Here is a 25,185-nt window from a genome sequence, read left to right as displayed (position 1 = left end):
GCGGGAAAAAATTTTCGTCGCATTCACGATCGTGGCGCGCATGCATTCTGCAGGAAGCATCGAAGGGCCAACGGTCGACGACCAATGCTCAGACAGAAACGGATCGACCCCTCGGGAGGGGCCGATCCGTAACGGCGGTGAGCGGAGACTCCGGGATTCGAACCCGGGAGGGGCGGTTAACCCCAACCGCATTAGCAGTGCGGCGCCATAGACCGGACTAGGCGAAGTCTCCCCCGGCAGCCCGCGGGCCACCGACCGTCGAGGATACCGGACCTCGTCAGCGGCGGGCAAAGAGGATGTCGGTCGACGCGACGATGCGCCCGGTCGACGCCTAGTCGCCCGGCGTCCGGCCCGCTGCCGGCCGGCTGCCGGCCCGATTTCTGGCGGGATAAATGGCCGTCACCCGGCTAGGCTGCCACGGCATGGAGGAGAACCCGTCCACGCCGCGGCGCAGGCCGCCCCGGGCGCGCAGCGCGCGGGCCGCCTTCAGCACGCCCGAGCAGGACCAGCCCGAGGCGGATCCGGCCCCGCGCCCGCGCCGGAGCAAGGCCGCACCGGCGGTGACCTTCCAACCGCCGGAGCCGAGCGCGGCGGAGGCCGAGCCCGCCCGCAAACCGCCATCGGCGAACCCGGACCCGCCCGCAGGCGCAGCGCCGGCTAAGAAAGCCACCCCAGCCAAGGAGGCCAGCCCAGCCAAGCGGGCCAACCCGGCCGAGGAGGCCACCCCAGCCAAGCGGGCCACCCCGGCCAAGGAGGCCACCCCGGTCGAGAAGACAGCGCCGGCCACGGGCGCGACCCCGGCGAAGAGAGTGGCCTCGGCCAAGAAGGCCGCCCCGAGCAGGAAGACGGCCCCCAGCAAGAAGGCAGCCCCGGTCAAGGCCCCGCCACCGCCGCCGGAAGTCTCACCCGAGCCGATCCCGGCGTCCCCGCCCGCGGAACCGACCGCCGACCCGCCGCCACCGTCGATCCTTCCGGTACGCATGGGGTTGCCGCCGCGCACCGAATGGGCTCCCGAGATCTGGTCCCACCTGGTCGCCGACCCGGGCCACGCCCCGGAACTGTTGGCGCTGGCCGCGGTGCACAGCATCGGCCCCCGCGCGCACGAGTGGGCCCGTCACGTCCGGGATTCCTACCCGGCCGCCACCGGGGACGCGGTCGCCCGGCTGGCGACGCGACAGTTCACCCGGCTCGGCGGGCTCAGCAGCAGCCTGGCCGCCATCGCCGGCTCGTACGCACCGATCGCCCTGGCCGTCACGTCCGCGCTCACCCACGCCCAGTTGGTGTTGCACATCGCGGCGGCGTACGGCGTCGACCCGCGCAGTCACGACCGCGCGGCCGACCTCCTCGTGCTGACGCGGGTGCACGGCAGCCGGGCCGAGGCCGACCGCGCCCTGCACGTGGCGCAGCAGCCGGCGTACGCGGACGGTGGCGTCACCGGCGCGGCCGGGCGGCTGGGCCGCATGGCCGGGACGGCCGCCGCCGGGTGGACCGCCTTGCGCATCGCCAACCGGCTCCTCCCGGGGGTCAGTCTGCTGGCCGCCACGTTGGGCGGCCGATCAGCGGCGGAGGCGGTGGCCGCCCGCGCGACGATGCTGTACCGCAACGGGCCGCCCGGCGCGGCTCACAGCCAGGACAGCCAGTCCTTGGGCAGCAACGTGTAGCCGACGAAGGCGGTGACGTCGAGCAGGGTGTGCGCCACGATCAGCGGCATCACCCGACGGCACCGCAGGAAGAACAGCGCGAAGACGACGCCCATCACGGCGTTGCCGACGAACGCGCCAAACCCCTGGTACAGGTGGTAGGACCCGCGGAGTACGGCCGAGACGGCGACCAGTTGCCATGCCCGCCAGCGCAGGCTGCGCAGCCGGGTGAGCAGGTAACCGACCACGATGACTTCTTCGAGCACGGCGTTCTGCACCGCGGCCAGGATCAGCACCGGGACGGCCCACCACACCGGCTGCAACGCCGCGGGCACGATCCGCGCGTTCAGTCCGAGCTGGGCCGCGGCCCACACGAGCGCCAGCCCGGGAATCCCGATGGCCGCCGCCAGCGTCGCGCCCCAGCCGACGTCGAAGGCGGGCCGCCGGGCGTCGACGCCGAGCGCGGCCCGCCGCGGGCCGAGCAGGTAGATCGCGAGAAGCACCGGCACCAGCGCGAACACGATGCCGAGAAGCTGGTACGTCAGGTCGAGGTACGGCCGTGGCGACTGCGACGGGTTCAGGGTTGCCGTCTGCTGCGACAGCGGGGTCCCGGAGGTCAGCCGGGCCACGATGGCGACCACCGCGTAGACCGCCGACCGTCCCAGCGAGAGCAGCAGCACGATGACGACTTCGGCGATCACCACGCCGCGGAGGACGCGCGCGCGGTCAAGATCTTCGGACACGTCATAACGATAGAACCGGGTTCGCGGTTCGCCGGCCCGTCGCACCGGGCGTGCGTCGCGCCGAGGGCATGCGTGAACACCATGAATTCATGGGAGACCTGGCGCGATTACTCAAGGAGAGTTGGAGTCTCGTCGAGGAGCACCAGGACAAGGTTGCGGGCTACTTCTACGCCCGCATCTTCTTGTCGTACCCGGACCTTCGTGAGCTTTTCCCGGTGCACATGGATGTGCAGCGGTCGCGGCTGCTGAACGCCATTGTCACCGCCGTGCAGACGCTGGAGGACCCGGAGCGTTTCGACGATTATCTGCGCGCTCTCGGGCGTGATCATCGCAAGTTTCACGTGGAGACCGAACACTACGAGGTGGTCGGCGGCGCGCTGATCGAGGCGATGCGGGAATACGCCGGCGAGCAATGGAGCGTCGAATACGACCAGGCCTGGGCGGACGCGTACGCGGTGATCGCGGCGAAGATGCTCGGCGGCGCCGAGGCGGACACCAACCCGCCGTACTGGTGGGCGGAGGTGGTCGCGCACGAGCGACGCTCCCGCGACATCGCGGTCTTCACCGTGGAGCCGATGCAGCCGATCGACTTCCGCGCCGGGCAGTACTTCAGCCTGGAGTGCCCGCGGATCCAGCCGCGGCTGTGGCGCACCTACTCGCCGGCCAACGCGCCGCGCCGGGACAACTCCCTGGAATTCCACGTCCGGGCGATCGGCGCCGGCTGGGTGTCCAGCGCCCTGGTACGCCGTCTGGAGGTCGGCGACATGGTGAAGCTGGCCGCGCCGATGGGCACCATGAATCTGGACCGGCGGTCCACCCGCGACGCGGTGTTCGTGGCGGGCGGCACCGGCCTGGCACCGATCAAGTCGCTGCTGGAGGAGCTCACCCGATACAACCGGACGCGCTGGGTGCACGTCTTCTTCGGCGCCCGCAACCGCGACGACCTCTACGACCTGGCCGAGCTCAACCGGCTCGCGGCCCGCCACCCCTGGCTGTCCGTGGTCACCGCCTGCAGCGAGGACCCCACCTTCCCCGGCGAGCGGGGCAACATCTCCGACGTGGTGGCCCGGTACGGCCCATGGAACGAGCACGACTTCTTCGTCTCCGGCTCCGGGCGCATGGTCAAGGCGACCCTGCGCACCCTCGCCGAGTTACAGGTGCCGTCGATACGGGTGAGGTACGACAGTTTCAGTTAGCAGGCGCCTGATATCGCCACGGCTGGCCGGTGTGGCGATAGTCGGCGACCGGCACCAGATCGGCGTCGACGGACATCCGGTCCACGTACAGCCGGCCGTCGAGATGGTCGATCTCGTGGCTGACCAGCCGGGCCATTGCCCGTTCGAACGAGGTGATCACCCGGGAACCGTCGTGCCGCGCATGCTCCACCTCGATCCGTAACGGCCGGGACACCCGTCCCCGGTAGTCGAAGAACGACAGGCACCCTTCGTACTGCGCGTCCGCGTCCGCCGACTCCGCCACGATGCGCGGATTGATCAGGACCACCGGCTCAGCGCCGCGATCGGGTGGCCGGACCACCGCCGCCGCCACGGACAGGCCGATCTGCGGTGCGGCGAGGCCCACGCCCTTGCTGAAGTTGTGCGCGGCCTCGACCCGCTCCAGCGCGGCCAGCAATGCCGTGACCGCGTCCTCGGCGGGACTCTCCTCACGGGGTAGCTGGAAGTGCCGGGCTCGCCACCGCAACAGGTCGGATCCGCGCTGCACGATGCCGATGTCCCGCATCCGCTGTGAGGGCCGCTGGTCGGTCGGCCCGGGTGGCTCCTCGTTGTATCGCGGCGCTCCCGCACCGCGGAACCGCCATTCGAGCCGGTACCGGGCGTTGAGCAGCGGAGCATCGGTGGACCATTCGAAGATGGCGCGATCGTTCTCGGCGCGGCGTTCCAGCGGCGACCGGACCGGCACCTCGGCGGCCAGGGAAGCCTCGACGCCCCAGACCTGCGGCTCGAACTCCGCGGGGAAGTCCAGACGGACGGTGAGCATGCGGGTGGGCAGCCGCACCGCCCGTTGGAACCACTGCCCCCACTTCTCCTCGCCGACCGTGTAGGCGTACTCGATGGTGGTGCGCTCGCCTGGATAGAGCGGGAACTGCCCATGCTCGTTGGCGAACAGCAGCCACACCTCCTTGGCCGCGTCCCGGTCCAGCTTGAGGCGCTGATCCATGCGTTCGACGGCGTCACCCTCTCCCGCCCACGCCTCCAGGTCCATCTCCTCGAAGGTCAACGGGTGCTCCCGGTGATGCCGGTTGGAGCCGGACGGATCGTTCGGATACCGGTCGACGGCGATCTTCACCAGGTATCGGGTCACCGGTTCGACACCGGCGTTGTACAGCGCACGCCGGATCCGGCATCGGTAATTGCCCTTGTCGTACGTGAGGGCGGCCACCTCCTGTTCCACGATCAGCCCGGTGCCGGGCGGCATCCACTGCACCGGCACCGGCGGATCTCGGTGCAGCGGGGTACCACGAGCGTGCCGGAGCTCGTCGTACTCCTGGAACCGGTGCCAGATGGCACCGCCTGCCGAGAGGACCGCCTCGGCCCGACGGGCGAAGTCCTCGGTGGGCTTGTGCCTGCGCCCCTCGACGTGGCTGACGTACGAGGGATCGAAGCCCATGCGTGCGGCAAGCTGCTTCTTCGTCATTCCGCGCTCGACCCGCCACTGTGCGAGCGCCGTCACGAACTGGTCTGCAGCCCGTTCCACGGGCGAGGTGGTCATCACGGATGTCCCCTTCGCAACGGGAAGTTCAGTGTCGCTGTCTCCCGGTGTCCGCAAGGGGCTAGTAGCGCTTTGCCGACAAATACCTTGACGAATGCGGCAACGCCACAACGCCTGGTGAGGTCACCGTTGCTGCGCGTATTTGAGGGAAGAACACCTGTTGGAGAGGGGGACATGCCACTCGACAGAGTTGGTTAGGCTAGCCTTAATCAGGTACGTTGGCCGCCCGGCGCGAGATGCCCAGCAACACCGAGACGCCCGGCAACACCGAGATGCAGCGACACGAGATGAGGTGAGGTGACGGCATGATCCGGCACACGCCGCGACCGAACCGGCACCCGGACGGCACTCGCCCGTGACCACCGCCCTCGACCGCAGCCCGAGCGTCGCCGAGCAGCCACTCGCCCCGGTGATCGCGACCTTGCGTGCCATGTTCGGCACCAGCACGGAGCTGCCCGGCCTGGCCCCCGACCTGACGGTCCGGGACGACACCGGCTGGATCCCGGCCGCCGCGCTGACCGGCGCACCGCATCTGGACGCTCTGCTCGGATCGGCCGCCCGCCGCTGGCACGCCAGCCCGCACGCCGCAGCAGCCCTGGCCTGGAAGGCCTACGCATACTGGCTGGCCCTGCCGGCCGTGCTCGGCTGGGCCTCGGCCCGCCGCGTGCCGCTGCTCACCGGCTCCGACGTCCTGGTGCGCGTCGACGCCCCGGAGGGCATGGTCACCGTGGGCCTTCGTCCGGACGTCCCGGTGGCCGTGCTGCCGTCCGACCCGATCGCGTACCGCGGCTTGCCCCAGGTCCACGTCGTGCCGGACGAGGCGGCCCTGCTGGAGTCCTTCCGGGCGTCCCTGCTCGACAGCCACCTGACGCCGCTGCTGGACGCCATCCACGACCGCGTCCGCATCGGCAAGCGCACCCTGCTCGGCTCGCTGGCCTCCGGCGTGGCCTATGTCGTGCTGCGCTCGGCAGACGCGCTGCCCGGTTCCTCGCTGGAGGCCATCGACACCCTGCTGCGAGTGCTGGGCGTGGCCGACCTCGTGGAGATGGTGCCCGGCCCGGCCGGCGCCTTCGAGGTGCAGCGCAGGACCTGCTGCCTGGCCTTCACCCTGCCGCAGCCGAAGGTGTGCCCGGGCTGCTGCATCGGCAGCAAGTAGGCGTCAACTGATGTCCGGCCCGGTCAGCACGGCGTCGGGGTCATCGACCATGGCGCGCACATCCCAGATCCACGCGCCGCCCGTCCAGGTGGGCCGGAAGCCCAGCAGATCGCTCATGGCACGCAGCATGTCCACGTCCCGCGTCTGCGGGGTGAGCACGATCACTCCGGCCTGCCAGTAGCGCAGGTCGGCGAGCGTCATCTCCCGGCGCGTGTCGGTGATCTCCGGGATCGGGTTGCCCTCCTTGATGGAGGCCATCAGACCACTGGTCGGCCGCCATGGCGGGGAGAACAGCGCGGTCCGGTCGGTCGGGTCCAGCGGGTTCTGGTTGGGCAGCAGGGCGTACGCGCTGGCGATCCGCATGTCCAAGCCGGTGTACGCCGACCAGCGCAGCGGGTCGGGGTAGCTGGAGTCGGGCAGCGGGAGCGCCACGACCGTATGCTCGTCGTCGACATACTCCCGCCACTGCCCGGACGTGACGAATTCCGGCACTGGCGACATCGGCGCCGAGCGCACCGGCGTCGGCACCAGCGGCACCAGCGCCATCGCGACGGCGGTGATCATCGCCACCCGGACCGGGCCACGGGCGGACGGCTGCGCCTTCACCAGGTCGGTCGCGCGCTGGCAGCCGAGCGCGAGCACGATGCCGACCACCGGGGCGATCGCCATCGCCCACCGGGTGGGCACCGCGGAGTTCAGCACGGGCACGCTGTGCAACACCGCCCAGATGCCCGGCACGCCGGTCTTGATGCCGTCGAGGAAGACCCGCGGTCCCAGCGACATCGCCGCGAACAGCAGCGCGATGCCGGCCATGGTGATCACCGCGACGTTGCGCCGCATCCAGACAACCAGGCCGAAGAAGAGGATGACCAGACCCCAGCCGAAGAACGCGTTCTCCTCGGCCGGGTTCTGCGCGAGGCGCTCGGCGATGACGCTGTTTCCGGCCACCGACCGCGTGGCGTACGCGGTGAACGAGGCCAGATCGGCGCCGAAGTTGCGGACGAACTGGGGTAACCCGTGGTAGCTCTGCGGGCCGAAGAACTGCACCGAAAGCGGGTAGGCCAGCAACGCCAGGGTCACCGCCGCGGCGACCCCGAGACCGCGCAGGAAGGTGGCCACCTCGCCGGGACGCGACTTGCGACGCGTGATGGCCATGACCGCGCAGAAAATGCCGAGTCCCACCGCGGTCATGAACAGGATTTCGAGGTTGATGAACGCCTGCCAGAGCAGCAGCCCGGCGAGGATCAGGCCGTTGCGCAGGACGCGGCCGGGCGCGCGCAACGCGAGAGTGCGCCAGATGATCAACGGGACGAGGAACTGCGAGACGATGTTCGGATGCCCGCCCGCGTGCGACACCATGCTCGGCGCGAACGTGCAGAAGAGCGCGCCGACCCAGGCGGCCAGCCGCGAGCTCACGAACTGCCGGGAAAGCACTAGATACCACGAGATGCCGGTGAACGCCAACGCCGAAGTAAGAAATACGTTGAACGCCACATGCGGCCCGAACATCGCAGTGATGGGCGTCATCGGCAGTGAAACTGCCAACACCGAGGTGTTGGCCATAATGTTCACACCATCGGGGTAATTCATGCGATCGGAGAAGAATGGATAGACGCCATCCGTAATCACACGGGCACCGTGCGCCAGCATCCACTCGAAGAATGTCTGATCTTGCGGATCGTCCAGCAGTTCATGATCAAGATGGAGCCAGAGCGGCGCGGTGAGGAACAACGCCATCGCCACGAAGCTGACGATCGCTAATGTGTCCCGCCAGGTGAGAGTGCGCCAGAACCGGACGCGACCGGCGAGCTCAGGCTCCGGTTCCTCGGTGGGCAGGGCCGGGATCGGCTCGGGGACCACATCGGGATCGAGGGTCCGCAACTGCGCGTCGAGACCGTCGGCACGCGTCGAACCCTGTGACGGCAGCGCATCGCCGTCTGCCGACTGGTCGGTCGAGTCAATGCCGGTAATCGTCATAGCAGCGGCGAGCCTAACCGAGGTTGGTAACGTTGTTGTGACGGGTGGCCGATGCGTGATCGAGCCGATATCTAAGATGTGTGTGATGATGAGGCGTACCCCCCGAGGTTCGTCTCAATCAGGAAAACAATGAGCGGTAACCCCCCGCTCGACTTTCGGACCCGCGCGACCGGTGGTTAACTCGTGCGGTCCCGCTGTCAGCTCGGATAGGCAAGACGAGGGAACGTACTCATGGCAGACATCACTGGAGACCAGCGGATCCAGTCCGAGGTGCTCGAAGGCCTCGCCACCGCGGTGAACCACCGTCGTTGGTTCGTCGAGCTGGCTCTCCCGTACCTGGGCGACAACCCGATCGAGGTGGGCAGCGGGCTCGGCGACTACGCCCTGGAATGGGCGGAGCACCTACCCCGCTTCACCGCGACCGAGGCCGACCCCGACCGGCTGGTGCAGCTCAAGGAGCGCTTGGCCGACCACCCCAGCATCGACGTGCGGGAGCTGCTGCTGCCGGCCACGGAGACCGAGGGCAACTACAGCGCTGCGGTGTCCTACAACGTGCTGGAGCACATCGAGGACCACGTCGGCGCGCTGCGGAGCATGGCCGAGCTCGTCCGGCCCGGCGGCCGGGTGATCCTGATCGTGCCGGCGTTCATGTTCGCGATGAGCCGGGTCGACATCGCGACCGGTCACATCCGGCGGTACACCAAGAAGACCATGCGCGCGGCGATGACCGAGGCCGGTCTGGAGATCGAGAAGCTGCACTACGCGAACGCGCTGGGCCTGATCGGCTACTACGGCGCGACAAGCATCTTCAAGCTGGCTCCGAAGGAGGGGCCGATGGTGAAGGTCTACGACAGCCTGGTGCTGCCGCTCACCAAGGCGGCCGAGACGGTGGTGCGCCCGCCGTTCGGCCAGTCGGTGTTCGTGGTGGCGCGCACCCCGCGCTGATCCCGCTTGGCATCGAACGAGCCCGCCGGCACCATTCCGGCGGGCTCGTCTCGGTGCTACGTGGTTAGCCGCTGACCTGGTACGTCGGACGGATGGTGGCCCGGGCGAGGGTGTGGAACGCCAGGTTGAAGCCGACGTAGGCGGGCGATGCTTGGGCGCCCACCTCCAGTTGGTCGACGTCGATGGCGTGCACCGCGAAGACGTACCGGTGCGTGCGGTCTCCCGGCGGCGGGGCAGCCCCGCCGTACACGGACTCGCCGTAGTCGTTACGGACGCAGAAGGCCCCGCCCGGCAACGGATCCACCCCACGGTCCAATTCGGTCACTGAACGCGGCAGATTGACCACGGTCCAGTGCCAGAAGCCGCTGCCCGTCGGGGCGTCAGGGTCGAAACAGGTCACTACGAAGCCCCGAGTCTCGTCGGGGAAGCCCGACCAGGACAACTGCGGCGAAAGGTTCTTACCGCCCACGCTGGGGTGGGCGAACAGGTCGTCCATGGGTTGCCCGTCAACCACATCGGTGCTGGTCACCGTGAACGACGGCACGGCGGGCAGGATGTCGTACGGGTCCGGGGCGACGGCGCGGTCCAGGCTCATGAAAGATGTCCTTCCCGGCAGATCGATGGAAAGCAGAGAATACGTCCGCTGAGGGTGGATCTCGCCCATAGGGCGGCGACGCACATGTGGTGCGCGTCATCGATGGCTTACCCGGGCACACTTATGTCATACATCCGACCGGGTGCATGTGGCAGAGATCCCTGTGCCCGGTGGCGATCGGTCACCACCGAGTGATCAGCAAGTCGGCACCCGCCTCCCTGGGGCGGGTGCCGACTGCTGTCGCACCTATGCGGGCACGCGGCGACGGATCAGAGTCGCTCGATGTGCAGGCCGTCGTACATCTTGCGGTAGACGACACCGGTGCGCGAGTTGCCCGCATCGATCATCATCCCGTTGCCCATGTAGATGCCGACATGCCCGGGACCGACGACGAGATCACCCGGGCGGGCCGCGGACCGGGAGACGGTACGCGCCATCGCCGCCTGCCCCGACGACGAGTGCGGAAGGCCGATCCCGACCTGGGCGTACGCGCGCATGGTGAGGCCGGAGCAGTCGAACGTGTTCGGCCCGTCGGCGCCGCTGCGGTACGACTTGCCGACCTGCGCCCAGGCGTAACCGATCACCGCGGACATGCTCCGGCCCGCGGGCTTCGTCGTGCGGGTGTGCCGGGTCGTCGACGTGCTGGAGGAATGCCGCTTCGCCGCGGTTTTCGCGACCTTGCGCTCCGCGGCACGCCGCTGCTCCGCCTTACGCCGCTGCTCCGCATCCCGCTGCTCAGCCTGCCGCCGCTGCTCGGCCTGCCGCCGCTGTGCGGCCTCCCGCGCCGCCCGCAGGCGTGCCGCCCGGCGTTGCGCGGCCTCCCGGCGTGCTCGTGCCAGCGCGATGCGCCGAGCCTTTTCGGCTCGCCGTCGTGCCGCCTGCTCCATGTGCCATTGCTCGCCGATCTGCCGCTCCCGAAGGAGTTGCGGTGCGGCCACATAGGCGGCCGTGCCCAGACCCGTCGCCGTCGACGCGACGAGCCGGAGACTGCTCTGCAGGCTCCGGACCGCGAACTCTCCGGCATCCGCCACCGACGTCCCGGCCTCGAAGGTCTCGGCGACGGACGGCGGGGAATCGGACAGCCTGGCTGCGTTCAGCACTGCGGCCGGGGTTCGCGCGGCCGGGGTTCGCGCGGCCGACCGCGAGGCACGGTCCACATCGCGCTGCGCGAGTGAGACCGGCAGGTCGAACGAACCGTCCGGCACAGCCGGCATGGCCGAAGCACCGGCTTCCGCCGGACGCTCGGACAGCTCAACGGTCGGCGCGATGACGGCGAGCGCGAGGGCGCCCGCGGTCAATGCACGACGGGTGGGCGGGACGAACAGATCTGCCTCCGTTGCCGGACCGGGGCACTCGCGCGAATCCCCTCCGAAGGCGTTGACCTGCGACGCCTTAGCCGCCCTCGGATGAGAACGACTGGGAGAACCCGGTCACCATGAGCATTTCCGCCAACATCGGAACACACCAACACCCTTTCCCATGCAAAGACGCGCAGAATTTGCCAATAAAAGGTTGCGGTACGACCATTCTCAAGTGTTAATAGATTTACGCTGCTGGATCGGTGGTCTCGTTGGAACAGCAGCTCATAGGGCTTATCGACGGCACGGAGAGCCACGCAACGGCCGGTCGAACAGGCCACGCAACGGCCCGGTCGAACAGGCTCGACCGCAGCCAGTCGCCTCGCTGGTGCGGCACGGCGTCCGGCGCCCGCGGCGCAGCCGACGCCCACGGCTGCCTCGCGCAGCCGGCGCCCACGGCTAGCCTCGCGCAGCTCAACCACAGAACCGAGCCCTCCAGACGACCCGAGCCGTAGCCCACGGCCGCCTGGCGCGGTTCAGCCGTGCCGCACGGCCGCCACGGGCGCCTTCAGGCAGCCATCGGCTACGGCCGGACCCGTTCATACAGCTACCGGCTACGGCCGGACCCGTTCATGCGAACAGCGCCGCGACATTCCCCACCCGGCCGACCACGCTCAGCCCCGCCCAGCCGCCCCCGGCCCCGCCCCGGCCACACCCGGTCCCGCCCTGGCCACGCCCGGCAACGCTCCCAGTCCCGCCCAGCCACGCTCCCGATCCCACCCAGCCACGCTCCGCGTCCCACCCAGCCACGCTCCCGGTCCCGCCCAGCCACGCTCCCGCCCCGGCCCCGGTCACGCTCCGCGTCCCGCCCAGCCACGCTCCCGCCACGGCCACGCTCCGCGTCCCACCCAGCCACGCTCCCGCCACGGCCACGCCCCGCGTCCCACCCAGCCACGCTCCCGCCCCGGCCACGCCCCGCCACGGCCAGCCAGGTCCCGTCCCCGACCCACCGCACCCGAAGGCACCCGAAATGCCGGAAGGATGCGGTCGAGTGGCTCGCACCGATGCCCCAGCCCCCTCGATCTTGGACATTGGTGGACCGCATTGTCCCGACACATCCGGTTTATCGGACCCGCAAGCTCAAGATCGACGCACCTGGCTGGGGGCGACGCGGAGAGGGCTGGCCACACGCGGACGCAGGACCGGGCAGGGGCGCGGGGGCGGACGGAACCGTTCCTACAAGGCTTTTATTAAGTTGCTTAACAGGATCTGAGCTGCGCAAACGTTGATCGACTCGACATGGGGTCGATTGACAAGCGATCGATCGAGGTGTTTATTACGAGGTCCCGGAGCCAGGCCCCCACCACGGCAAGGGAGTCCCCAACCTATGTCCAAACGTGCCATCGGAGTCGGCGTGACCGCGCTCGCGCTGGTCGGCGCCGCCGCCGTCGCCGCACCCTCGGCGTTCGCCGCCGGCGAGCCGGTCCAGATCTATCTCACCACCACCAGCGATGGCGGTGGTCGCACGGTCACGCGTGGCCTGCAACAACAGTCTCCGGTCAGCTTCTCGTCCAGCAGTGCGGGCGCGAATCAGACCATCACCGTCAACGAGAACACCACGTACCAGCAATTCGAGGGTGCCGGTGCATCGTTCACCGACACCGCCGCCTGGCTGATCAACGGTAGCGGCGCGCTCAGCGCGGCCACCCGCAACGATGTCATGACAAAACTTTTCAGCCCGACCTCCGGCATCGGCGTCAGCGCGGTACGCAACGTGATCGGCTCGTCCGATCTGGCGCGGTCCAGTTATTCGTACGACGAGACGTGTTGCGATCTCGGCGACTTCTCCCTCAGCCGGGACGCCGATGTGATGGCCCTGACCAGGCAGGCGAAGGGTCTCAACCCGCAGATGTCGGTGTTCGCCTCGCCCTGGTCCGCGCCGTACTGGATGAAGGACAACAACTCGTACGACCAGGGCTATCTCAAGGCGGAGTACTACAAGACGTACGCGCAGTACTTCGTGAAGTACATCCAGGGGTACGAGGCGCAGGGCGTACACGTCAACTATGTGACCGAGCAGAACGAGCCCGGCTGCTGTGCCGGCTACCCGTCCATGCAGTGGCCGCTGTCCGGGTTGCAGTCGTTCGCCAAGAACGACCTGCTGCCCGCCCTGCAGAGCGCGGGACTGAGCACCAAACTGCTGGTGCACGACTGGAACTACAGCGACTATGACGCCTGGGGCGCCCCGCTCGTCAACGATGCCGCGATCCGCAACCATCCGAACTTCGGCGGGGTGGCGTGGCACGGCTACGGCGGTGATCCGAGCAAGGCGACGTCGGTGCACAACCAGTACCCGGGCATGAACCAGTACTTCACCGAGCATTCCGGCGGCACCTGGGTGGGCAACCAACACGCCGAGGACATGACCAACATGATCGACTACACCCGGAACTGGGCGCGGTCGTGGACGAAGTGGAGTCTCGCGGTGGACCAGAACCGGGGTCCGCACAACGGCGGCTGCGGCACCTGCACCGGCCTGATCACGGTGCACAACGGCGACGGGCGCAGCGGTCAGGTGGACTACACGATCGAGTACTACACGATGGGGCACCTGACGAAGTTCGTGCGGCCGGGCGCGGTGCGCATCGACTCGACGGCCAACTCCACGGTGAAGAACGTGGCCTGGAAGAACCCGGACGGGTCCAAGGCGCTGATCGCCTACAACACCAGCGGCAGCACCCAGTCGGTCAAGGTGAACTGGGGCGGGCAGTCGTTCACCTACAACCTGCCCACCCGTACGTCGGCGACCTTCACCTGGAGTGGCACGCAGTCCGGCGGTGGCGGTGGCGGTGGCGGTGGCGGAGGTGGCGGCACCGGTGCCACCGGTGCGATCACCGGCTTGGGTGGCAAGTGCCTGGACGTCACGGACGGCTCGACCGCCAACGGCAACCGGCCGCAGATGTGGACCTGCTACGCGGGCAGCGCCAACCAGACCTGGACCATGGCGTCCGACGGTACGGTGCGCGGCCTGGACAAGTGCTTGGACGTCACGGACAACGGGACCGCCAACGGATCCCCGGTGCAGTTGTGGGACTGCTACGGCGGCGGCAACCAGCAGTGGACGTACACGTCGGGTCACGACCTGGTGAACGTCGGCTCGGGCAAGTGCCTGGACGTCACTGACAACAACACCGCGGACGGGGCGAAGCTGCAGATCTGGTCCTGCGGCGGCGGCGCGAACCAGAAGTGGACCGTCCCGGCCTGATCGACGCGCACCGCTCGTGACGGGCGGGCCCGTGGACGCAGTGCCGTCCGCGGACCTGCCCGTCTGCGCATCCGATCTCGATGACGCAAGCTGGGACGGTGCATGCGATCGAGATCGAGAACCAGAAGCTCGTGTGGAACGAGGTGCCCGACCCGGAGCCGACCGACGGTGAGGTGATCGTCGACGTCCGCGCCGCGGCGCTGAACCGGGCGGACATCCTGCAACGGCGGGGCCATTACCCACCGCCGCCGGGCGCGCCGGCCTATCCGGGCTTGGAATGCGCCGGGGTGATCAGCGCGGTCGGCGGCGGGGTGACCGGCCACCAGCCCGGCGACCGGGTGTGTGCGCTGCTCGCCGGGGGTGGGTACGCCGAACGGGTGGCGGTCCCGGCCGGGCAGTTGTTGCCCGTACCGGCCGGCATCTCCCTGACCGAGGCGGCGACCCTGCCCGAGGCGGCCTGCACGGTGTGGTCGAACGTGGTGGATCTGGCACGGTTGCGCGCCGGGGAGACCTTCCTGGTGCACGGCGGCAGCGGCGGAATCGGGACGTTCGCGATCCAGCTCGGCAAGGCGCTGGGCGCGACCGTGGCGGTGACCGCGCGGGCGCACAAGCACGACCGGCTGACCGAGCTCGGCGCCGATCGCGTGATCGACTACACCACCGCGGATTTCGTGTCCGAGGTCGGCGGCGCGGACGTCATCCTGGACATCATCGGCGCGAAGTATCTGGCCCGGAACATCGCCGCGCTGAACCCGGACGGCCGCATCGCCATCATCGGCATGCAGGGTGGGAGCACCGCCGAGCTGAACCTGGGCGCGCTGACAGCCAAGCGCGGCACGATCACGGCCACCACGCTGCGCGCCCGCCCGCTGGCGGACAAGGCACGCATCGTGCGGCAGGTCCGCGAACAGGTCTGGCCGCTGGTGGAATCGGGCGCCATCCGGCCGGTGGTCGACGAGTCGATTCCCCTGGCGCAGGCACAGCGGGCGCATCACCGGATGGAAGCCGGCGACCACCTAGGCAAGATCGTGCTGACCGTGTCGCGGCCCTGAAAGGTTCAGTTCACCCGTCGAGCAGCCGCCGCGGGCCGGGACCGTGCTGCGCGAGCCGGTCGTCCTGGTTCATCAGCCGGCAGCGCTGCAACGAGAGGCAGCCGCATCCGATGCAGCCGTCGAGTTGGTCGCGCAGTCGCTCCATCAGGCGAATCCGCTCTTCCAGCCTGGTATGCCAGCGCGCGGACAGCCGGGACCAGTCCGCCTTGGTCGGCGTGCGGCCGGCGGGGAGAGTGGCCAGCGCCGCACGGATCTCCTCCAGGGACACACCAACCTGCTGGGCGATGCGGATGAAGGCGACACGGCGCAGTTCGGCCCGCGCGTACCGGCGCTGGTTGCCGCCGGTACGGGCGGCCCGGATCAGGCCCTCTTTCTCATAGAAACGCAGCGCGGAGCGGCTGACGCCGCTGCGCGCGGCGAAGTCGCCGATGCCGAGTGTTTCCAACGCCACTCCTCGCAGACATTGAGTTAAACCTGACTTTAACTTGCAGGATTGGCGGCATGACAGTCACCACGAGGGAAGCCACCGACGTGCATTCCCTACTCCTGCGGATCACCGGCGACGAGAAGCACGCACCGAGCGCGCATTCGACGCTCGACGTGCTCTGGGTTCTCTACGACCGGATCCTACGGATCGGCCCGGAGACCGTCGAAGCGCCCGACCGGGATCGTTTCCTGCTGTCCAAGGGCCACGGCCCGGCCGCGTACTACGCCGTCCTCGCGGCCAAGGGATTCTTCCCGCCCTCCTGGCTCGACGACGTCGGCGGCCCGCACAGCCGGCTCGGGCACCACCCCGACCGGGTCCTGGTGCCCGGCGTGGAGATCGGCACCGGCTCTCTCGGCCACGGGCTCGGCCTCGCCGTCGGTGTCGCACTCGGCCTGCGAGCGCAGGGTTACTCGAACACGCGCACGTTCGTCCTGCTCGGAGACGCGGAACTGGACGAGGGCTCCAACCACGAGGCCATCGCGTACGCCGCAGCCGTTGGCCTGCCATTCACCGCGATCGTCATCGACAACCGCTCGGCCACGCACGGCTGGCCCGGCGGCATCGCCGCCCGGTTCATCGGATGGACCGCCTCCATCGTAGACGGACGAGACCACGACGAACTGGCGCACGCGCTGAGCCGCCGTGACCGGGAGCGGCCGCACGTCGTCGTGGCCGCCGTCGCCAGGAAGGGAGACTGACCGATGCGTGACACGTTCGTGACGTCCGCCACCGCGCTGCTGGCCGACGATCCACGCACCGCCATGGTGCTCGCGGACATCTCCGCCGCCGCGTTCGAGCCGGCCCGGCGCCGCCACCCCGACCGGGTGATCAACGTCGGCATCCGGGAGCAGCTCATGGTCGGCGTGGCCGGGGGACTCGCGCTCACCGGGATGCGGCCCTTCCTGCACTCGTACGCGCCGTTCCTGGTCGATCGCGCGTACGAGCAGATCAAGCTGGACCTGGGACACCAGGACGTGGGGGCGGTGCTGGTGAGCGTCGGCGGTTCCTACGACGGATCGGCCGAGGGGTACACGCATCAGTCGCCGGGCGACGTGCAGTTGCTGGACACGCTGGACGGCTGGACGGTGCACGTTCCGGGCCACCCGGACGAGGTGCCGGCGTTGCTGCGCGCCGCGGCCGGTCACGACGATCGGGTTTACGTGCGGTTGTCCGAGCAGCACAACAACCGCGCATACCCGATCGAGCCGGCGCTGACCGTGGTGCGACGTGGCACGGACGGTGCTCCGGTGGTGCTCGCGGTCGGCCCGATGCTCGACCCGGTGCTCGCCGCGGCGGCCGACATGGACGTCACGGTGGCCGTCACCACGACGCCCCGGCCGCTGGACGCCGCCGGTCTGCGATCGCTTGTCGGCCGGGACGTGGTGATGGTCGAGCCGTACCTTGCCGGCACCTCCAGTGCACGGGTGTCCGCGGCCCTCGCCGGCCTACCCCATCGCGCCCTGCACCTCGGCGTGGGCCGGGCCGAACAGCGTGCCTACGGCACACCGGCGGACCACGCGCGGTTGCACGGCTTGGACCCGGCCGGCCTGCGACGCTCGATCAGCGGCTTCCTCAGCGGCGTGATTTGAACTGTTCGGTCAGCGGCGACGTGCCGGGATCAGGCCGCCGACGGCAATGATCGTCGCTGACCGTGGAAGGTCTGCGTGAGAAGCGTGTTGACGTGCCAGACGTGCTCCGGCTCGACGGCGCGCATCCGGAACCGTTCGCGCACCCCGTCCACCGCGGTGGCCGCGAACTCCATGGTGGACGAACGCACGTCCGGGTTCCACATCACACCGCTGAGGTGCCGCAGGTTGGCGTTCAAATAAAGCCGGAGCCGGCGCAGAACGCGGGATTCCTGCGTCACCACGAGGCGGCGCGAGGTGAGCAACAGCAGGTGATCGCCGCTCAATGGGCGGTCCACCTGCGTGCACAGCGCGACCAGAACGGTGTGATCATCCGGATCCACGCACCGCCGGAAGATCGGCATGTGCCTGCTGACGGTCGAGAGGGCAACGCCGGACTCGGACGCCGCCCGGAGAAACGTGCGAGAAAAGACGTCCATATCGAATGTAACGGCGGTCACTCGCGGGAAGGCGTGGCCACCACACGGTGAATATTCGATTACAGAAGCTCGAAGATCGTTGCGTTGGCCATTCCGCCGCCCTCACACATCGCTTGCAATCCGTAGCGGATGCCGTTCTGCCGCATATGGTGCAGCAACGTGGTCGTGATCCGGGCTCCGGACGCGCCGAGCGGATGGCCAAGCGCGATGGCGCCACCGCGGGGATTCATCCTTGCGGGGTCGGCGCCGGTCTCCGCCAGCCACGCCAGGGGTACCGGGGCGAACGCCTCGTTCACCTCGTACGCCCCGATGTCGTCCAGGGTGAGCCCAGCCCGTGCGAGAACCTTCGCGGTAGCCGGGATCGGGGCAGTCAGCATGATCACCGGGTCGGCGGCGGCGACCACGGCGGTGTGCACCCGCGCCCACGGGCGCAGGCCGTGGGCGGCAGCCCAGGCCGAAGTGGTGACGGCGAGCGCGGCGGCCCCGTCGGAGATCTGCGAGGCGGAACCGGCCGTGACGACACCGTCGGAACGGAACGGGGTGCGCAACGTGGCCAGCTTCTCGATGTTCGTGTCCCGGCGGATGCCCTCGTCGTGGCGTACGTCCCCGATGGCCGTGATCTCCGCGTCGAAGTCGCCGGCGTCCTGGGCCTTGGCCGCCTTTTCGTGGCTGCGGAGCGCGTACTCGTCGAGCTGCCGCCGGTCGAACCCCCAACGCTCGGCGATCATCTCGGCGCCCACGCCCTGGCTGAAACCGGTCGAGCCGTAACGCCGGGCGATCGCCTCCCCGTACGGATCTTGATCCTGCGCGCTCGACCCCATCGGCACCCGGCTCATCGACTCCACACCGCCGGCCACCACCAGGTCGGCCTGCCCGGACGTCACCGTGGCCGCGGCGAAATGCAGCGCCTGCTGACTGGAACCACACTGCCGGTCGATGGTGGTCCCGGGCACCGTTTCGGGCCATCCGGCCGCCAGTACGGCGTTGCGGCCGGCGTTCCACGACTGCTCGCCCACCTGGGACACCACACCCCAAACGACGTCGTCGACATCGCCGGGTTCGATCGGTGCACGCTCGGCCAGGCTGCGCAGCACGTGCGCGGACAAGTCGGCCGGATGCACCCCGGAGAGAGCACCACCGCGCCGGCCAACGGGCGTCCGGACCGCTGCGACGATCACCGCATCACGCATGGTCCGACGGTACGCGTTTGCGTGGCGGTGAAGCCACGGACCGCACCCTGGAATAGTTGGGTCATGTCCCCATCCCCAGAGCCCGAACCACCCTCAGATTCGTCGGCGCAACCGTGGCAGATCAAGCCGGTCATCCCCGTCACCAAGGGCCTCGGCGCGGTCGCCGTCCTGGTGCTGGTCTTCGCCTTCGGCCGGCACGACATCGTGCAGTGGTGCATCGCCGGCGTGGCCTCCGCCGGCCTCGCCATCTGGGCGCTGCGCGACCTGGTCGCGCCGATACGCTTGGCGGCGGACGCCGAGGGCCTCACCCTGGTCACCGGCTATGCCGGGCGGAGGCACGTAGGTTGGGCCGAGGTGGAACGGCTGCGCCTGGACCGCCGCGAGCGTTTCGGCATGACAACCTCGCTGCTGGAAGTCGACACCGGCGACAACATCTACCTGTTCGGCATGCACGATTTGGGCGCCGAGCCCGCCGACGTGCTAGACACGCTGTCCGACCTGCGATCTTCGGCGGCCTGAACGGGCACAACGGCCGCCCATCCGGCGGGTGGGTTGCTGCGCCGCACCGGGCCGCACGCGGAGACCGGCCGGTCTGGCAGACTGGGTGCCGCACGGGAGGGCTCGCCTAGTGGCCGATGGCGCCGGTCTTGAAAACCGGTAAGGGGAAACTCTTCGTGGGTTCGAATCCCACGCCCTCCGCTCCGTGAAGCGCTGGTAAGCCGGTCCTGAGCTGGCCGAACGCCACGCTCCCGCTTACCGGGTCGCTTGATCCAGAGTCTCACTTGGTCTCAGCCGGAGCGGCTGGATCTCGCTCGTCGCGACCATAGCGCGACCACGAGCTCTAGACTCAACGCCGTTCAGTTAAAGGGAGCGCAGAGATTTAACTTGCTGTCTTGATGTTGGGTGAGGGGATGCCGTTGCTGGCTGCGTGGGCGTAGAGGTCTGCGATGGTGGCGATCTTGTGGACGCTGGGTGGGATGTTGTATCCGGCCTGGTCGAGGAGTTGGCGGGTCTCGCGGAGCCGGCGGTTGATGGTTTCAGGGCGGACGGTGAACAGGGTGGCGACGGCGACTTGCGGCAGCCCGAGCCGGTAGTGCAGAGCGAAGGCGAGCAGCCGGTCAGCGAGGGTGAGGACGGGTCGGCGGCCGGTGCCGGGTGCGGCCATGCGGGGCCGGTGTCCGCGTCGTTGGTGCAGGCTGGCCTCGCGTTGCCGCTTGTGCAGGGTGAGCAGGGTCGTGATCAGCGTTTCCCAGTCGCCGGCGGGTAGTCCGGTCAGGGCGGGATGGTGCAGCCATGCCAGGTCGGGGCTGGGCTGGTCGAACGGATCTGGAGAGGTGCTGAACTGCTCAAACGGCTCGGGTTGCAGGGTGTAGTTCCAGTCGGGATGCCAGTTGTGGCGGTGCAGCGGGAGCGCGGCGATCTGCCGGTCGTGGACGCGCACGCCGGTGTCGTAGGTATTGGTGTCGAGTTCGGCGTGCACGCGTAACCCGGTGCGGGTGGTGGTTGCGGCGATCGATTGCACGATGACTTCGTGGCTGGTCAACGGCCGTCCGCGCCAGTTCATGGTGATATGGGAGAACAGCCGGTGCTCGATCTTGTTCCATTTCGAGGTGCCGGGCGGGAAGTGGCAGACGGTGATCTGCAGGCCGGTCTGCCCGGCCAGGGCGGCCAGTTCGGCTTTCCAGGCGCGGGTGCGGTAGCCGTTGGAGCCGCCGGCGTCCGCGGTGATCAGCAGGCGGCGGGCGTTCGGGTAGTCGTGACAGCCTCGGCTGGACCACCAGCGGCGGATCGACTCGACGGCGAACGCGGCGGTGTCGTGGTCGGTGCCGACGTTGACCCAGCCGGTGTCGGCGGTCAGGTCGTAGACGCCGTAGGGCACGGCTTTGCCGAGGCTGTCGTCGAGGAAGTCGTGGGTGCGGGTGCGCACCGGTTCACCGGCTGGCCGCCATTGCCGGCCAGCATTGGAGAACGGACCGACCAGTTCCTTCTTCTTGGTGTCGACACTGACCACGGGATCGGTGCTGGCCTGATGGTCCTTGACCTGTTGATTAAGGTAGCGGAACTGCCCGTCCCGGTCTGGGTGCTGCCGGCCCTCGATGGTCTTGGCGTTGGCCTGAAGGCTGAACCCGTTCTTTCGTAACAGGTCCGCGACGGTGTCGGCGCTGACCCGATGACCCTGCCTGGACAACTCTCCGGCGAGGATGCGGGTCGACTTGGTCGTCCACCGCAGCGGCGACATCGGATCACCACGTTCATCCGGCTCGACCAGTGCCATCAACGCGGCCAGCAGTCCCGGATCCCGTTCGGTGGCCCGTTTCCGGCCGCCGCCGGGCCGGCGGACCCGGCCCAGCGGTGGTGCACCGGCTTCCACTTCATCGACACCCGCGGAGACCGTGGCCTCGCGAACCCCGGCCGCTTTCGCCACCGCCCGGATCCCGCCGTGACCCAAAGCTCGGGCCTCGGCGCCCAGCAGCAGACGACGCTGCCGCTCATCCAGATGCGGCATGATCACCTGAAACTTCGCCGCCAGCGTCCCCAGAACCTCGCCACCGACCGCCATAGCAGATCAACGAAGCCGAATCCGCCAAGCTACGGCTTGTTTCCCAGCGGACCCTAACTGAACGGCGTTGGCCCTAGACTCGGTCACCGGCAGTCAGTGAATCAACACGGAGGGTACCTTAATGCGTAGGTGGCCTGGTGGAGTCGGAAATTCTCGGCCCACGGTCTACGATTCCGCACATGGCGACCTTCCTTGCCGTTCTTGCTGTCCTCATAAGTGCGGCGGCACTCGTTGTGGCGCTCCGCACGGCGTCGTTCAATCGACGCAGTGCAGAAGCGGCCGAGGGCTCCCAACACGCGGCCGATCGATCAGCGGACGCCGCGAAATCATCTGCAGAATCTGCAGGAAAAATGGCACAGGCCGAACTCAACCGGGAGCATCGAGATCTGGCACCAACGGACAAGGGAAAGAAGTGGCAGTTCGTCCATAATGACCGCACGGGCCGGGACCACCTTTGGCTAGTTATCACCCAACCCCGAACATATCTAGTCCATGCGGACCTCGTGTACCAAAGCGGTGGAAGGACTGCAGTTTCCCCGGTAGGGGGAAACGTCGTCCGCGGCGGCTTGGAAATGCGACTACATGTCAACGATCTTAGTCTTGCAAGGCCAGATGAAGTCGAACTTAGATTCTCTCCAACACCGGTAGGCGCTGACGATGAACCTTGGACCTGCGATTGTGGCCGACCATCCGCCAGTGATCACTACAAACCTGCGCATTGGATATTACGAATACCGGTGCCCCGTCCTGAAGAATATCCGAATATATACTAGGTAGGCGGGCCGATTAAAAGGCTTGAGCAGTTCAGACTTGCTCAAGGTGGCTGACAGAATCAATTAGTCGCTCGATCTCAGCTCTTAACTTAGGGTCGAGGCGCCCACTGACATGCCGCAGGCTTGCAACCACCTCGGCGGGGTCAACCGTGTTCGACCCCCGACCGGCAGCCCAGGTCGCGAATCTTGCCGTAGCCTCAAGGCGATCGACGGAGGCTTTCAGCAATCCATTCGGCACAGGCTTCACGATCTCAACGACGTCCTCGACGAAGTATTTGCTTAGGCATATGCTGCCAGATGCGTCGAAAATGAGGCCTTCTACAACTCCCAAGCGGTACTGAGCCGAAAATTCACTGATACTGTCCGATTTACGGACGGGATCTATCCCGACTATTTTCGCATTTCCGAAACCTCCGGCCGCCCTGCGTCCGAAAGCCACACCGATACGGTGTTGGATATCTTCCGGCTGATTCAACAAGTGCACTTCGTTAAATAACCGCTGGAGTTTCATCTGCTGCACCGGCGTCTCGATAGCATTCAGAAGTTCCGCTGGATAGTCCGCTAGAATATGACCGAGACGCCGCAGCGCCCAACGACACCAAAGCATTGCGGCGTCTACCGCAACAGTCGCCATCTCGTCGTCGACATTCGTCGGCTTGGCCCTGCCGTGGCCGGTACCTACTCTATTCCTGAGCTCATTCACACCATTAGCAATATCTTCCACAGATTGGGCAATCTTTCTTACCTCTATTGAGCCACTTATGTCATCTCCTGCAGAGCGCCCTAGGGACTTTTGCGCTTCGCGAATAACAGGACGAAATTTCGCTCTATTGCCGATCGAACTCTTTGTGGCGACCAGCACGCAACGCGCAACGCATTCTATTAAGTCTTTCGCGCTGCCAACTATCGCCGACCGGTCCTCGACCTCAACGGCGTTGACTAATGTCGCACGGTGCTCCTGGATAGCATCCCATTGCTCGGAGCCGAGCCGTTCAGGTCGATCAAGTTCGTAGGCCATGAGATCATTTAACATCATGACATTGACTTACTCTTTGATCGCCCTGCCTATACGCCGAAGGGCGACGTCGTACTGACCGTCCACGCACTTCGCATAGACCCTGAGCAAGACCTGCACGCTATGACCTGCCCACTCTGCGACCTGGGTAGCTGGCACTCCCTCGTTCAACCACAGCGACACCGCCGCGTGCCGCAGATCGTACGGTCGCCGGGCCAACGGTGAGCGCTGCTGTACCGGCGTGAGTGCCGTAGCGCGCGCCGCTCTCCACACCCGCGCGTACGTCTCCTTCGATACCGGGCCACCGCCGTACCCCCAGAGCCAAAGCAAAGTCGGTGAGTTATCGGATGGCCGCGTTGAGTAGCGCGGGGATGAGCATCTTGTCGGCGTGGTGCCGTTCCATGATGTGTTTGATGCGGGTGTGGCCTGCGAGGCGGATGAGTGCCAGGGCGAGGTTGCGCAGCGCGGCCATGGTGTGGGCGGTGTTGCCGAGGTAGGCGTGGTGGGCGTCTTCGCCGAGCAGGACGTCGCGGATCCAGTGGACCTTGTTCTCGATTCCCCAGTGTCGGCGTACGTGGGCGGCGATCTTGGATGCGGTGCAGGTCAGGCTCGTGATGCCGTGCAGGATGTGTTTGCTGACGCGTTGACCGTCCGGGGCGTAGGTGTCGCGGCGGATCCGGAAGACTTGTGCGGCGCCGGGAAAGTCGGTGCCGTCTGCGGGTGAGGTCCAGGCGGTGCGGACGATCCGGTGGCCGTTGCGGTGTTCGATGCAGGTGGCGGCTGCGGTGTCCGGGACCGCGGCGGGGAGCCGTTCGGTGATCGTGGTGAGCAGGGTGGGCCTGTTGCCTTTGACGGTGAAGACATAGCCCGCCTGTTGTTTGATCAGGTATTGGGCGGTGTCGTGGCTGGGGTGCGCAGCGTCGGCGGTGATCGTCATGCCGGTGATGTCGAGTCCGTCGAGCAGAGCGGCGATCTGGGTGACCTCGGTGGTGTCGTCCGGGACTTTCACTTGCGCGACGACGACGGCGGTGTCGTGGCGCATCGCGGAGAACAGTTGGACGTCCAGGCCGGTGCCGGCATGGGTGTTGCGGACGGTCTTGCCGTCCAGGGCCAGCCCGGTACCGGCGGGCTCGTCAGCAGGGTGTTGAGCCAGGTGCAGATCAGCCGGTCCATGACCGCGGCGTCGACGGTCTCGGCCAGCCGGCGCAGGGTGTCGCGCCGAGGTGGGATGCGGATGCCCAGGATCGGGTGCCGGCGGGCGCCCGCGGCGGCGAGCAGCGGTTGCGGGAGTTCCGCGACGCGGTCGGCGGCCTGGCGGAAGTCACGTGCCCCGCACAGCAGTGCCATGGTCAGGACCGTCAGTACCGCGGCGAGGGGATGCCGGACACCTTTCGCCTTTCGCGGGTCCTTGACCTGCTCGAACACGGTGGCCAGGGTGGTGACCCGGCCCAGTCCGGCCTGCCCGGCGGCGTTCGTGACGACATCGATGACCGCGTGCGAGACTGACACGAGCGGCCTTTCTGGTAGACGACGGTTGGCGTAGAGAACCGCCATCGTCTACTAAGGAAGGCCGCGCCTGTTTCGCGGCCCCCACGTCATCAGCACAAACGAAGATCAACTAACTTTGCTTTGGCTCTGGCCGTACCCCGGGGTCACGAACAGCCGGCCGTCCCGTGCGCTCCCAAATTCGGCCA

21 protein-coding genes, 2 tRNA genes and 1 pseudogene are annotated in these 25,185 nt (G+C 67.9%); 10 read left to right on the top strand and 14 right to left on the bottom strand.

Features of this window, described 5'->3' with window-relative positions:
• Positions 1-142: 142 nt before the first annotated feature.
• A tRNA-Ser gene (locus IEY73_RS15135) sits at positions 143-232 on the bottom strand.
• Between the two features lie 190 nt (positions 233-422).
• On the opposite strand from IEY73_RS15135, the gene IEY73_RS34115 reads away from it, so the two are divergent.
• On the top strand, positions 423-1,661 hold the full coding sequence (locus IEY73_RS34115; RefSeq protein ID WP_189079840.1) for a hypothetical protein: 1,239 nt from the start codon (positions 423-425) through the stop codon (positions 1,659-1,661).
• On the opposite strand, the gene IEY73_RS15125 is transcribed toward IEY73_RS34115, so the two are convergent.
• Positions 1,622-2,383, bottom strand: a complete 762-nt coding sequence (locus IEY73_RS15125; RefSeq protein ID WP_229715846.1) for a CPBP family intramembrane glutamic endopeptidase — start codon at positions 2,381-2,383, stop codon at positions 1,622-1,624. The genes IEY73_RS34115 and IEY73_RS15125 overlap by 40 nt on opposite strands.
• 89 nt (positions 2,384-2,472) lie before the next feature.
• On the opposite strand from IEY73_RS15125, the gene IEY73_RS15120 reads away from it, so the two are divergent.
• Positions 2,473-3,579 carry a globin domain-containing protein gene (locus IEY73_RS15120; protein WP_189079839.1) on the top strand — a complete coding sequence of 369 codons (1,107 nt, stop codon included), beginning with the start codon at positions 2,473-2,475 and terminating at the stop codon, positions 3,577-3,579.
• Here the strand turns inward: IEY73_RS15120 and IEY73_RS15115 are convergent.
• Positions 3,572-5,113, bottom strand: coding sequence for a peptide deformylase (locus IEY73_RS15115; RefSeq protein WP_189079838.1), 1,542 nt, complete (start codon positions 5,111-5,113; stop codon positions 3,572-3,574). The two genes, IEY73_RS15120 and IEY73_RS15115, sit on opposite strands and share 8 nt — an antisense overlap.
• 430 nt (positions 5,114-5,543) lie before the next feature.
• Between IEY73_RS15115 and IEY73_RS15110 the strand changes: the two genes are divergently transcribed.
• Positions 5,544-6,269 carry an IucA/IucC family C-terminal-domain containing protein gene (locus IEY73_RS15110; RefSeq protein ID WP_189079866.1) on the top strand — a complete coding sequence of 242 codons (726 nt, stop codon included), beginning with the start codon at positions 5,544-5,546 and terminating at the stop codon, positions 6,267-6,269.
• Positions 6,270-6,272: 3 nt separating this feature from the next.
• Here the strand turns inward: IEY73_RS15110 and IEY73_RS15105 are convergent, their stop codons facing one another.
• Positions 6,273-8,246 carry a DUF6311 domain-containing protein gene (locus IEY73_RS15105; RefSeq protein ID WP_189079837.1) on the bottom strand — a complete coding sequence of 658 codons (1,974 nt, stop codon included), beginning with the start codon at positions 8,244-8,246 and terminating at the stop codon, positions 6,273-6,275.
• Between the two features lie 231 nt (positions 8,247-8,477).
• On the opposite strand from IEY73_RS15105, the gene IEY73_RS15100 reads away from it, so the two are divergent.
• The gene (locus IEY73_RS15100; protein ID WP_189079836.1) at positions 8,478-9,191 is read left to right on the top strand and encodes a class I SAM-dependent methyltransferase; all 714 of its coding nucleotides are present in this window, start codon (positions 8,478-8,480) and stop codon (positions 9,189-9,191) included.
• Between the two features lie 64 nt (positions 9,192-9,255).
• On the opposite strand, the gene IEY73_RS15095 is transcribed toward IEY73_RS15100, so the two are convergent.
• Positions 9,256-9,786 (bottom strand): YbhB/YbcL family Raf kinase inhibitor-like protein, encoded by a 531-nt coding sequence (locus tag IEY73_RS15095; protein ID WP_189079835.1) that lies wholly within the window; start codon positions 9,784-9,786, stop codon positions 9,256-9,258.
• A 269-nt stretch (positions 9,787-10,055) separates the two neighbouring features.
• The gene (locus tag IEY73_RS33555) at positions 10,056-11,000 is read right to left on the bottom strand and encodes a C40 family peptidase (RefSeq protein WP_229715845.1); all 945 of its coding nucleotides are present in this window, start codon (positions 10,998-11,000) and stop codon (positions 10,056-10,058) included.
• A 1,471-nt stretch (positions 11,001-12,471) separates the two neighbouring features.
• Here IEY73_RS33555 and IEY73_RS15085 point away from each other — a divergent pair.
• The gene (locus IEY73_RS15085) at positions 12,472-14,349 is read left to right on the top strand and encodes a ricin-type beta-trefoil lectin domain protein (protein WP_189079834.1); all 1,878 of its coding nucleotides are present in this window, start codon (positions 12,472-12,474) and stop codon (positions 14,347-14,349) included.
• A 98-nt stretch (positions 14,350-14,447) separates the two neighbouring features.
• Positions 14,448-15,401, top strand: coding sequence for an NAD(P)H-quinone oxidoreductase (locus IEY73_RS15080; RefSeq protein ID WP_189079833.1), 954 nt, complete (start codon positions 14,448-14,450; stop codon positions 15,399-15,401).
• A gap of 10 nt (positions 15,402-15,411) precedes the next feature.
• On the opposite strand, the gene soxR is transcribed toward IEY73_RS15080, so the two are convergent.
• Entirely contained in the window at positions 15,412-15,846 is a 435-nt protein-coding gene (gene soxR, locus IEY73_RS15075) for a redox-sensitive transcriptional activator SoxR (protein ID WP_373292791.1), read from the bottom strand.
• A gap of 56 nt (positions 15,847-15,902) precedes the next feature.
• Here soxR and IEY73_RS15070 point away from each other — a divergent pair, with 56 nt between their 5' ends.
• The gene (locus IEY73_RS15070) at positions 15,903-16,586 is read left to right on the top strand and encodes a thiamine pyrophosphate-binding protein (RefSeq protein ID WP_189079831.1); all 684 of its coding nucleotides are present in this window, start codon (positions 15,903-15,905) and stop codon (positions 16,584-16,586) included.
• A gap of 3 nt (positions 16,587-16,589) precedes the next feature.
• The gene (locus tag IEY73_RS15065) at positions 16,590-17,477 is read left to right on the top strand and encodes a transketolase family protein (protein WP_189079830.1); all 888 of its coding nucleotides are present in this window, start codon (positions 16,590-16,592) and stop codon (positions 17,475-17,477) included.
• A 29-nt stretch (positions 17,478-17,506) separates the two neighbouring features.
• On the opposite strand, the gene IEY73_RS15060 is transcribed toward IEY73_RS15065, so the two are convergent.
• Together IEY73_RS15060 and IEY73_RS15055 are read right to left on the bottom strand one after the other, a co-directional pair.
• A complete protein-coding gene (locus IEY73_RS15060; RefSeq protein WP_229715844.1) occupies positions 17,507-17,878 on the bottom strand; it encodes a hypothetical protein in 372 nt (123 codons plus the stop codon).
• 134 nt (positions 17,879-18,012) lie between these two features.
• The gene (locus IEY73_RS15055) at positions 18,013-19,143 is read right to left on the bottom strand and encodes a thiolase family protein (protein ID WP_189079828.1); all 1,131 of its coding nucleotides are present in this window, start codon (positions 19,141-19,143) and stop codon (positions 18,013-18,015) included.
• Positions 19,144-19,206: 63 nt separating this feature from the next.
• On the opposite strand from IEY73_RS15055, the gene IEY73_RS15050 reads away from it, so the two are divergent.
• Together IEY73_RS15050 and IEY73_RS15045 are read left to right on the top strand one after the other, a co-directional pair.
• The gene (locus IEY73_RS15050; protein WP_189079827.1) at positions 19,207-19,662 is read left to right on the top strand and encodes a PH domain-containing protein; all 456 of its coding nucleotides are present in this window, start codon (positions 19,207-19,209) and stop codon (positions 19,660-19,662) included.
• Between the two features lie 95 nt (positions 19,663-19,757).
• Positions 19,758-19,842 (top strand) — tRNA-Ser (locus IEY73_RS15045).
• A gap of 181 nt (positions 19,843-20,023) precedes the next feature.
• Here IEY73_RS15045 and IEY73_RS15040 read toward each other — a convergent pair.
• The 5 genes and pseudogenes from IEY73_RS15040 to IEY73_RS15025 form a co-directional block, all read right to left on the bottom strand.
• The gene (locus IEY73_RS15040) at positions 20,024-21,703 is read right to left on the bottom strand and encodes an ISAzo13 family transposase (RefSeq protein ID WP_189079826.1); all 1,680 of its coding nucleotides are present in this window, start codon (positions 21,701-21,703) and stop codon (positions 20,024-20,026) included.
• An 804-nt stretch (positions 21,704-22,507) separates the two neighbouring features.
• Positions 22,508-23,494, bottom strand: a complete 987-nt coding sequence (locus IEY73_RS15035; protein ID WP_189079825.1) for an abortive infection family protein — start codon at positions 23,492-23,494, stop codon at positions 22,508-22,510.
• Positions 23,495-23,521: 27 nt separating this feature from the next.
• A pseudogene (locus IEY73_RS33550) lies at positions 23,522-23,776 on the bottom strand (integrase); the annotation flags it as partial.
• Between the two features lie 55 nt (positions 23,777-23,831).
• Entirely contained in the window at positions 23,832-24,557 is a 726-nt protein-coding gene (locus IEY73_RS15030) for an ISAs1 family transposase (protein ID WP_229715856.1), read from the bottom strand.
• Positions 24,497-25,000 (bottom strand): transposase family protein, encoded by a 504-nt coding sequence (locus IEY73_RS15025; protein WP_189079823.1) that lies wholly within the window; start codon positions 24,998-25,000, stop codon positions 24,497-24,499. Before IEY73_RS15025 ends, IEY73_RS15030 begins: the two co-directional genes overlap by 61 nt.
• Between the last annotated feature and the right edge of the window lie 185 nt (positions 25,001-25,185).

Source organism: Mangrovihabitans endophyticus (genome assembly GCF_014646155.1).
In the GTDB taxonomy this organism is placed as follows: Bacteria; Actinomycetota; Actinomycetes; order Mycobacteriales; family Micromonosporaceae; genus Actinoplanes; species Actinoplanes endophyticus.
The sequence above is the reverse complement of the archived record's forward strand: the minus strand, read 5'-3'. Positions and strand labels throughout refer to the sequence as shown.